The 8,460-nt window shown below is 50.7% G+C and carries 9 protein-coding genes and 1 other RNA gene; 3 read left to right on the top strand and 7 right to left on the bottom strand.

Going from position 1 to position 8,460, the window contains the following annotated elements:
* The 5 genes from Q0231_RS15020 to Q0231_RS15000 all read right to left on the bottom strand — a co-directional run.
* On the bottom strand, positions 1 to 390 hold a 390-nt coding region (locus Q0231_RS15020), incomplete at its 3' end, for a toprim domain-containing protein (RefSeq protein ID WP_299348734.1).
* A gap of 18 nt (positions 391 to 408) precedes the next feature.
* Entirely contained in the window at positions 409 to 732 is a 324-nt protein-coding gene (locus tag Q0231_RS15015; RefSeq protein WP_269392876.1) for a YbaB/EbfC family nucleoid-associated protein, read from the bottom strand.
* Positions 729 to 2,465 carry a DNA polymerase III subunit gamma/tau gene (locus tag Q0231_RS15010; RefSeq protein WP_269392877.1) on the bottom strand — a complete coding sequence of 579 codons (1,737 nt, stop codon included), beginning with the start codon at positions 2,463 to 2,465 and terminating at the stop codon, positions 729 to 731. The genes Q0231_RS15015 and Q0231_RS15010 overlap by 4 nt, the downstream gene beginning before the upstream one ends.
* A gap of 74 nt (positions 2,466 to 2,539) precedes the next feature.
* An RNA gene (ffs, locus tag Q0231_RS15005) (signal recognition particle sRNA small type) lies at positions 2,540 to 2,635 on the bottom strand.
* A 72-nt stretch (positions 2,636 to 2,707) separates the two neighbouring features.
* Positions 2,708 to 3,556, bottom strand: a complete 849-nt coding sequence (locus Q0231_RS15000) for a prephenate dehydratase (protein WP_299348730.1) — start codon at positions 3,554 to 3,556, stop codon at positions 2,708 to 2,710.
* 277 nt (positions 3,557 to 3,833) lie between these two features.
* On the opposite strand from Q0231_RS15000, the gene Q0231_RS14995 reads away from it, so the two are divergent.
* Together Q0231_RS14995 and Q0231_RS14990 are read left to right on the top strand one after the other, a co-directional pair.
* Complete coding sequence (locus Q0231_RS14995; protein WP_299348727.1) at positions 3,834 to 4,388, top strand: cytochrome c family protein; 555 nt, start codon at positions 3,834 to 3,836, stop codon at positions 4,386 to 4,388.
* Between the two features lie 82 nt (positions 4,389 to 4,470).
* Positions 4,471 to 5,415 (top strand): glyoxylate/hydroxypyruvate reductase A, encoded by a 945-nt coding sequence (locus Q0231_RS14990; protein ID WP_299348724.1) that lies wholly within the window; start codon positions 4,471 to 4,473, stop codon positions 5,413 to 5,415.
* Positions 5,416 to 5,526: 111 nt separating this feature from the next.
* Here Q0231_RS14990 and Q0231_RS14985 read toward each other — a convergent pair whose 3' ends face one another.
* Positions 5,527 to 6,864 carry a M17 family metallopeptidase gene (locus Q0231_RS14985; RefSeq protein WP_269392881.1) on the bottom strand — a complete coding sequence of 446 codons (1,338 nt, stop codon included), beginning with the start codon at positions 6,862 to 6,864 and terminating at the stop codon, positions 5,527 to 5,529.
* Positions 6,865 to 7,026: 162 nt separating this feature from the next.
* On the opposite strand from Q0231_RS14985, the gene Q0231_RS14980 reads away from it, so the two are divergent.
* Entirely contained in the window at positions 7,027 to 7,809 is a 783-nt protein-coding gene (locus tag Q0231_RS14980; RefSeq protein ID WP_269392882.1) for a tetratricopeptide repeat protein, read from the top strand.
* A gap of 101 nt (positions 7,810 to 7,910) precedes the next feature.
* Here the strand turns inward: Q0231_RS14980 and Q0231_RS14975 are convergent.
* A partial coding sequence (locus Q0231_RS14975; protein WP_299348720.1) for a type II secretion system F family protein occupies positions 7,911 to 8,460 on the bottom strand: 550 nt, incomplete at its 5' end.

The raw sequence follows: 8,460 nt of genomic DNA, 5'->3' as shown, positions 1-8,460 counted from the left end.
GGTTGAAATATTGAGGTCTTCAGGGCCAACACCATCCAATGGTGACAATGTGCCACCTAAAACATGGTAAAGTGCCTTGGTGGTACCCGCCCGCTCCAGTGCCCAAAGATCAGCCACGTCTTCCACAACGATCAGCAAACCGGTTTCGATACGTCGCGGATCAAGACAGATGTTGCACGGCGATTTTGTGTCGACATTACCACATTGGGCGCAGGTCAAAACACTGTCCACTGCCCGATCCAAAGCGGAAGCGAGCGGCGCCATCAAAGTGTCTTTTTTCTTGATCAAATGCAAAACAGCGCGCCGAGCCGAACGCGGCCCCAAGCCCGGCAATCGGGCAAGGAGCTGGATCAATTGTTCAATCTCTGGGCCGCCATTTTGGTTGTTCATAGTTTTGAGCTTAGAGACCTAAAACGGCAATTTCATGCCCGGCGGAATAGGCAGGCCGGCGGTCATTTCTTGCATTTTCGATTGGCTGATTTCTTCGGCTTTTGCACGCGCATCTGTGTGAGCGGCGATTAGCAGATCTTCCAAGATTTCTGCTTCCTCAGCTTTGAGCAGAGAAGGATCAATCTTAACACCGCGCATATCGCCCTTGCCTGTCAGAGTGACAACAACCATGCCTGCGCCCGCGCTACCTTGAACTTCAGTTGCTTCCAGCTCAGCCTGCATCTCGCCAACTTTGGCTTGCATTTCCTGAGCTTTCTTCATCATGCCCATAATGTCTTTCATTCTTCCAATCCTTCGTCTACATCGCCGTCATCAAGCCATTCTTCGGCCACCGGCTCATCATCAATTAGCGACTTTTCATTGACCAAGCGCGCGCCCGGGAATGCAGCCAGAATTGCCTTCACCGAAGGATCCTGCATCGCCTTGTCGAGTTTTTCCTGCGCTTCACGGTCGCGCTGTTGGCGGATGGTATCATTTGCCTTTTGCTTGGATACGGTCACAAGCCAGGGGCGGTTTGTCCATTCTTTTAGCTTTTGCGAAAGCTGGGATGCAACCGATTGATCCGCTTCGGGGGTCAACGCGATTTCAATGCGCCCGTCCGCCACGGATATGGGGCTCACATTTGCTTCCAAAGCGTGTTTAAGCACCAGCTCACGTTTTTCACCACAAAGCGCCACGATTTCAGCGAAACTGTTGAGCGACATGGTTGGCTTTTGAACGGGAGATGCTTGAGGTGCATGGTTGATGCTGACCGCCTGCATGCGCGCGCCGCCACCTGCCGCTTGCTGCATGCCACCGCCGCCGCCCGTTGGCCGCCCAGCGGGAGCATTTGGCGCAGATGCGCCTGCCCCTTGAGGCGCGTCGCCAAGCTTTTTGATCAATTCGTCCGGCGTTGGCAAATCCGCAGCATAGGCTAGGCGGATCAAGACCATTTCAGCCGCTTGAATAGCATCATGAGCATTGTTGATTTCGGCAATGCCCTTATTAAGAATTTGCCAAGTGCGCGACAAAACTCGAATGTTGAGCTTTTGTGCCATTTCCTTGCCGCGAGACTTCTCATCTGGCGTCAAAACGGGGTCTTTTTCCGCTGCCGGCACAACTTTTAAGCGGGTCACCAAATGGGTGGTTGCGGCCAAGTCAGTTACAACAGTTGCGGCATCCGCGCCTGCATCATATTGATGGCGCAATTGCTCAAGCGCACCGGCGGCATCACCCTTCATAAGCGTTTCAAACAAATCAAGCGTGAGCGAGCGATCTGCGAGACCGAGCATTTGGCGGACAGTGTCAGCTTTAATGTCGCCGCCAGAATGGGCGATCGCTTGATCAAGCAACGAAAGGTTGTCGCGTGCGGACCCTTCCCCGGCTCTGATCACCAACTGCAAGGCTTCTGGTTCGAAGGTAATGCCTTCTTTTTCCAAAATGCTGCCGAGATAGGTTTGCAAAGTCTCCGGATCATAGCGGCGCAAATCAAACCGTTGACAGCGCGACAAGATGGTAATTGGCACTTTGCGGATTTCAGTCGTCGCAAAAATAAACTTCACATATGGGGGCGGCTCTTCAAGCGTTTTCAACAGGCCGTTGAACGCTGCCTTTGAGAGCATGTGCACCTCATCGATGATGAAGACTTTGTAGGGCGCTGAAACCGGGCCATAGCGCACACTGTCGATGATCTCACGGATATCATCAATACCAGTATGCGATGCCGCATCCATTTCGATAACATCTACATGACGGCTTTCAATAATCGCGCGGCAGTGTTTGCCGTCAACTTCAAGATCAAGTGATGGATGTGGGCCACTATCATCTTCAAAATTAAGGGCACGGGCCAAAATTCGGGCAGTTGTTGTTTTGCCAACGCCCCGTACACCTGTGAGCATAAATGCATGGGCAATACGGTTGGAACTAAACGCGTTTTTAAGCGTTTGCAGCATCGCGTCTTGGCCGATAAAGGTCGAGAAGTTTTCCGGGCGGTATTTGCGGGCAAGTACCAGATATGCGTCTTGTTTGTCCGCCAATTTTTGCTCCGCCAATATATGTGAAGGTTGGAAGCGCTATTTGACACCGATTCTGATGCACTGCGCAAAGCAAAAGAAGGAGGCTGGCAACGACCCGTTCCAAACTCGTTAGGGCTGCTTCCTTCCGGACCTGACCCAGTTGGCGAGCGGTTCGTCCGCGCCAACCTCCCAACGCGACTATATGGTTGATCTTAAGCTAGAATGCAAGAGACCAACTGCAGTTTGTGCAATTGCGAAAGCGACTAGACTTCTTTGCCCCCCTCATCGTAGCTTTTCTTGGAAGGGTAAATGCCAAGGATATTGATATAGTCAGTAAAGAACTCAAGTTCTTCCATGGCAAATTTCACGCTCTGATCGCTGGGGTGGCCTTCAATATCGGCATAAAACTGTGTCGCGGTGAAGTTTCCATCCACCATATAACTCTCTAGTTTAGTCATATTGATGCCATTTGTGGCAAAGCCACCCATTGCTTTGTATAGCGCGGCCGGAACGTTGCGCACACGGAACACAAAGGTGGTTTTCACGTCAGGAGCAGAATTAATCTCAAGCATTTGGCGCGACATGATCAAAAAACGCGTTGTATTGTGGTCCTCGTCTTCAATATCTTCGGCCAATAGATCCAATCCATAGATCTCACCCGCAAGTTTTGAAGCAATAGCTGCACGACGCTTATCGCCATGCTCGGACACTTCACGGGCGGACCCTGCCGTGTCCACTGCATTGATGGACCTTAGATTGTGATCTCGGATGAACTTGCGACATTGGCCAAGCGCAACAGACAAGCTTTGAACTTCTTCAATCTCGTCGAGTTCGGCCCCCTTTATGCCCAGCAAACACATGTTCACACGGTGATAGTGTTCGCCGACGATTTTGAGGCCACTTTCAGGCAAAATATGGTGAATGTCGGTAATTCGGCCATATAGCGAGTTTTCCACTGGAACCATCGCATAATCCGCATCCCCATTTTGCACGGCTGCGATAGCGTTTTCAAATGTCACGCAAGGCAATGGCTCTTCGTTTGGAAAGACTGCATTGACCGCCGCATGACTGAACGCACCTTTTTCGCCTTGAAACGCAACCTTTAACATCATAGTACCTTTGAAAACTCTCATTTATCCGGTGGGCAATATCAACAAGGGGTGAATAAGAGTCAATGCGTTAAAGATTGCGCTGTTTACCCAAATTTATGCGGAAATGTCGCATATTGCATGTTGGGAGTTGCACGCGTGGGCCGCAGTATATAAGGTCCGCGCGCGAATAGCTGGTTCTGTAAATAGCTTGCGGGAATCAGTTCGGTTTGAGTAGTGATATTCAAACGTTGCAGATTTTGCTGTCGGATATGGGGCGGCGGCGTGGAGAAGGCATAAAATGAATTGGATTGACCTGCAGAAAATTTTCGGTGCCGTTTTGGGCACATTGCTGTTCATTATGGCGGGCGGCTTCTTGGCAGAAACTGTTTACCACCCAGTCGCGGGAAGTGGCGGCGGTTATACGCTTGAAGCTGCTGACGCTGGGCATAGCGATGGTGACGGCGCAGAAACAGTGGTGGAAGAAGTTTCTCTTGCAGCTTTGTTGGCAAACGCGGATGCCGCAAGCGGCGAGAAACTCATCAAAAAATGTACAGCTTGTCATTCATTTGACGAAGGTGGTGCGAACAAGGTTGGACCTGCACTTTACGGCGTTGTTGATCGTCCAATTGCTGGTGTTGATGGTTTTGGGTACTCCGACGTGTTTAACGGCTACAAAGCCGAGGGCAAAGTTTGGTCGTATGATGACCTAAACGCTTTCTTGACCAAACCTAAAGACTACGCACCAGGTACGAAAATGAGCTTTGCTGGTTTGAAGAAAGAGACAGATCGTGCTGACTTGCTTGCATATTTGCAAACATTGTCTGCTTCACCTGTCGCATTCCCGACCGAGTAAGCGCGCGCTGAACGCAATTAGCGATTAGACGAATTTCAAAGGTCGTGCCATAAAGGTGCGGCCTTTTTTCTTTGGAGTTTTCATGACCTTTTTGATGCATCTGAGCGACGTGAGTGAACGTGAGTGGGCAAGCGCATTTCAAAAGGCTTTGCCAAATCATAAAGTTGTAACGCGGCAGGACCAATATTCGCCAGAAGAAATTAAATATCTATATGTGTGGAAACCGGAGGCAGATGCCTTTGACGGGCTGGATAACTTGGAAGTGATTTTTTCGCTCGGTGCAGGTGTTGACAGCATTGTGAAACACCCCAAGTTACCGCGCGGTGTGCCTGTAGTACGTTTTGTAGACGATACACTAACGCAATGTATGAGCGATTACGTCGTCGCCAATGTTACCATGCATCATCGACAAGCCACGCGCTATAAGCGCGAGCAAGCGCAACGCAAATGGGATCAGTATTATCCGGAGCGTGCGTCAACGATTAATGTTGGCATTATGGGGCTTGGCCAGCTGGGCAAAGATGCGGCCCAAAAGCTTTCCATGCTCGGCTATAACGTTGCGGGTTGGTCGCGCAACCCTAAAGGCATAGGTGGGATCGAAGAGTTTTCAGGCACTGCCAAGTTCGATGAGTTTTTATCGCGCACTGATATTTTGGTTTGCCTTTTGCCCCTGACGCCTGAAACACAAGACATATTGTGCATGGCAAACTTCTCTAAGTTGCGGCGCGGGCATTTGCCCGGCGGCCCTTGCATTGTTAATGCTGCGCGCGGCGGCCATCAAAACGAAGATGATATCGTCGCGGCGCTGAAAGGTGGCACATTGGCAGCTGCCAGTCTTGATGTATTCAAAGTTGAACCATTGCCGACCAGCAGCGAATTATGGGCGTTGGATAATTGTTACATCACCCCCCACATTGCCGCAATTTCTGGTTTGGAAGCTGGCGTACGCTTGGTCACATCTCAGATTAACAGCTATGAACAATCGGGTGAATTGAAGCATTTGGTGGACGTAGAGCGCGGTTATTAGAACTGCGCCGACCTGATAGCAACATCAGCCACCGCAACCGCCTTTCATGGCACGGACGCGATGGTAGATCGGGCACCCCCGCCGCTTGACGGAGGTGCTTTGGCGTTGGGATTAGCCGAACCGCTTCTTTAGTGCCAAATAGGCAGCACGTTGTCCCTGTTCGGTGCCACCAAGTGGTCGGCCGGGGCGCGGCTTATCTGCCCACGCCATCATATCCATATGGCTCCAACTCTTGGTGTTTTTGATAAAACGACGCAAGAAAAGAGCTGCGGTGATGGCCCCACCGTATCCGCCAAGGGAAACATGGTTCACATCGGCGATTGGCGAAGCGAGCAGCTCATCATAATTGTCCCAAAGCGGCAAGCGCCACAATGGATCAGACGCGGGAATGCCCTCGGCCATTATTTCATTGGCAAAAGCATCATCATTTGAAAACAATGCCGCGAGTTCTGTGCCAACAGCCACACGTGCAGCTCCCGTCAATGTCGCCATATCAATGACGATCTCGGGGCTTTCCTCATCCGCAAGCGACAAAGCGTCAGCCAACACCAAACGGCCTTCAGCATCTGTGTTGCCAATTTCTACCGTCATGCCGTTTCGGGATGGCAATACATCACCAGGACGGAACGCATTGCCTGATATGGCATTTTCAACAACGGGTATGAGAACGCGGAGCCTAACGTTCAGTTTCGCACTCATGATGGCATGCGCCAACCCAAGTACGTTGGCCGAACCGCCCATGTCCTTTTTCATCAAGAGCATGCCAGCGGCCGGTTTGATGTCCAAACCACCACTGTCAAAAATTACGCCTTTGCCGACCAAAGTAACCTTTGGCGCATCTTCAGCCCCCCAGGTAAAATCAAGTAAGCGTGGTGCTTGAGCGGAAGCGCGCCCAACCGTATGAATCATTGGGAAATTTTGTTTGAGCAGATCATCGCCAACAATCGAGCGCACGTTGGCGCCATGTTTTTGTGCGAATTCGCGGATGGTCGCCTCGTAGTTTTCTGGTCCCAAATCATTTGCAGGACGGTTGATCAAATCACGGGCCAGCTCCGCCGCTTCTGCCATCAGCGCAACCTCGTTTTTGTCCGCGCCTTCGACATCGCCCAAACTAACTTTGGTCTCGGATTTTTTGAAGTTGGTGAATTGATAGCCACCAAGACGAAAACCCAACGCTGCTATATCAGGATTATCAAATTCTCCGCGCAAATCGAATTCGCCGTCCTTGAGTTGAGACGCTGCAAGCCCTGTCACCATCGGGTGCGATTTTTCGCGCTCACCCATCCCAAAGACATATTGATCAATTTCGCCAGTAGCGGTTGGAACGGCAACAAGTTCCCCTGCTCGCCCCTCAAACTTGCTGGCCTTGAGCCAATTGGTTTGATTTTCGTTCAATTTAGCAAGTTGGCTCTGATCGCCTTGCCACACGCAGGTGATGGTCTTGGTCATGATATCCCGTCTTGTTTTTTGATTTGTGGTTCAGAAATATCGCGCATTTGAGTGCTTTGCAAATGGTTCTGCTCGATCGTTTTAACCGCCTGTTAGGGTTAATGATTTATTGAAATTAGGAGCTTGCCTAGAACGGGTCATGCGCCATTTGGAGAAATTTCTGTGCAGTTTCATCGCTCCATCCCCTTCAAACAGTTTCGCACGCTTGCGCTGGCCGGCGTTGCCGCGATAGCGCTAAATGCATGTGCAGCCAGCCGTGGCGGCAGCGAAATTCGCACACCTGATTTTTCAGCGCTTACACAGGTGCAAAAACAAGCAGCAGTTCAAGATTTTGCACAGAAGTACCAGAACAAGCCACGTGATATACGCATTGCCATTTATTACGCAGCAGCCCTTCGCGCCGCTGGCCAGCCAGGTCAGGCTGTGTCGGTGCTTGAACGCACGCGCACTGAGCACCCCCGTAGCAGAGATGTAGCATTGGCCTATGCAAAGGCGCTGGCGTCCAATGGTCAGTTCAACCAAGCGCTGAACATCATTGATATGGCCATTCGTGTTGAAGCGCCACACTGGAACAGCTTGAGCGTTAAAGGTGCAATCCTTGACCAAATGGGGCGCAACGCGGAAGCGCGCGACCTATATCAACAAGCAATGGTGACAGCACCAAACGAAGCCGGTCTACATGCCAATATGGGACTTTCCTATGCCATGACCGGAGATTTGGTGCAGGCTGAGAAGTATTTGCGCAAAGCAAAAGGCCTGCCGGGTGCGACCGGACGCATTCGACAAAACCTTGCGTTGGTTATTGGGCTACAAGGGCGTTTTGATGAAGCTCGCGCAATTTATGCAGCAGAGCTTACACCTGAAGTCGTTGAGAGCAATATGGCCTATATCCGGGCCTTACTGACACAACAGAACAAGTGGGATCTAATCAAGGGCAAGAAATAGTCCTAGCTGATCTCTGATAGAAATTTAAAACGCCCGATTCCGTAGATTACGAAATTGGGCGTTTTGCATTTGATCTTCAGGTAGAGCGCAATCGCATGGGCCTAGTTCGGGCCATTCACCGCAAATGCAGTCAGCAGTGCTGGCGTCATGATCATGATAAACAGCACTGGCAAGAAGAATAGGATCAGTGGCACGGTTAGCTTTGGCGGCAGGGCAGCGGCCTTTTGTTCAGCAGCCATCATACGCATTTCCCGGCCCTCTTCAGCCATGACCCGCAATGAACTACCAACGGAAGTACCATATTTGTCAGACTGAATAAGTGCAGTCATCACCGATTTCACTTCGTCCAAGCCTGTTCGTTGCGCCATATTGTCAAACGCGCGTGAACGTTTGTCCAGAAACGACAATTCGGCTGTCGTTAGGGTCAACTCTTCGCCCAATTCTTCACTCTGCGTAGAAATCTCTTTCGCCACTTTGGCAAATGCATGCTCGATCGACATGCCGCTTTCCACACACAATAGCAACAAATCAAGACAATCAGACCAAGCGCTGCGAATAGATTGTTGGCGCTTTGTGGTTTTGTTTTTCAACAAAATCACAGGCAAATATGAGGAAACAATGCCCACACCTATAGCATAGGTGATGGACATA

Source organism: uncultured Maritalea sp., from assembly GCF_937139385.1.
Classification (GTDB): Bacteria; Pseudomonadota; Alphaproteobacteria; order Rhizobiales; family Devosiaceae; genus Maritalea; species Maritalea porphyrae_A.
This window is presented reverse-complemented; position numbering and strand designations above follow the sequence as displayed.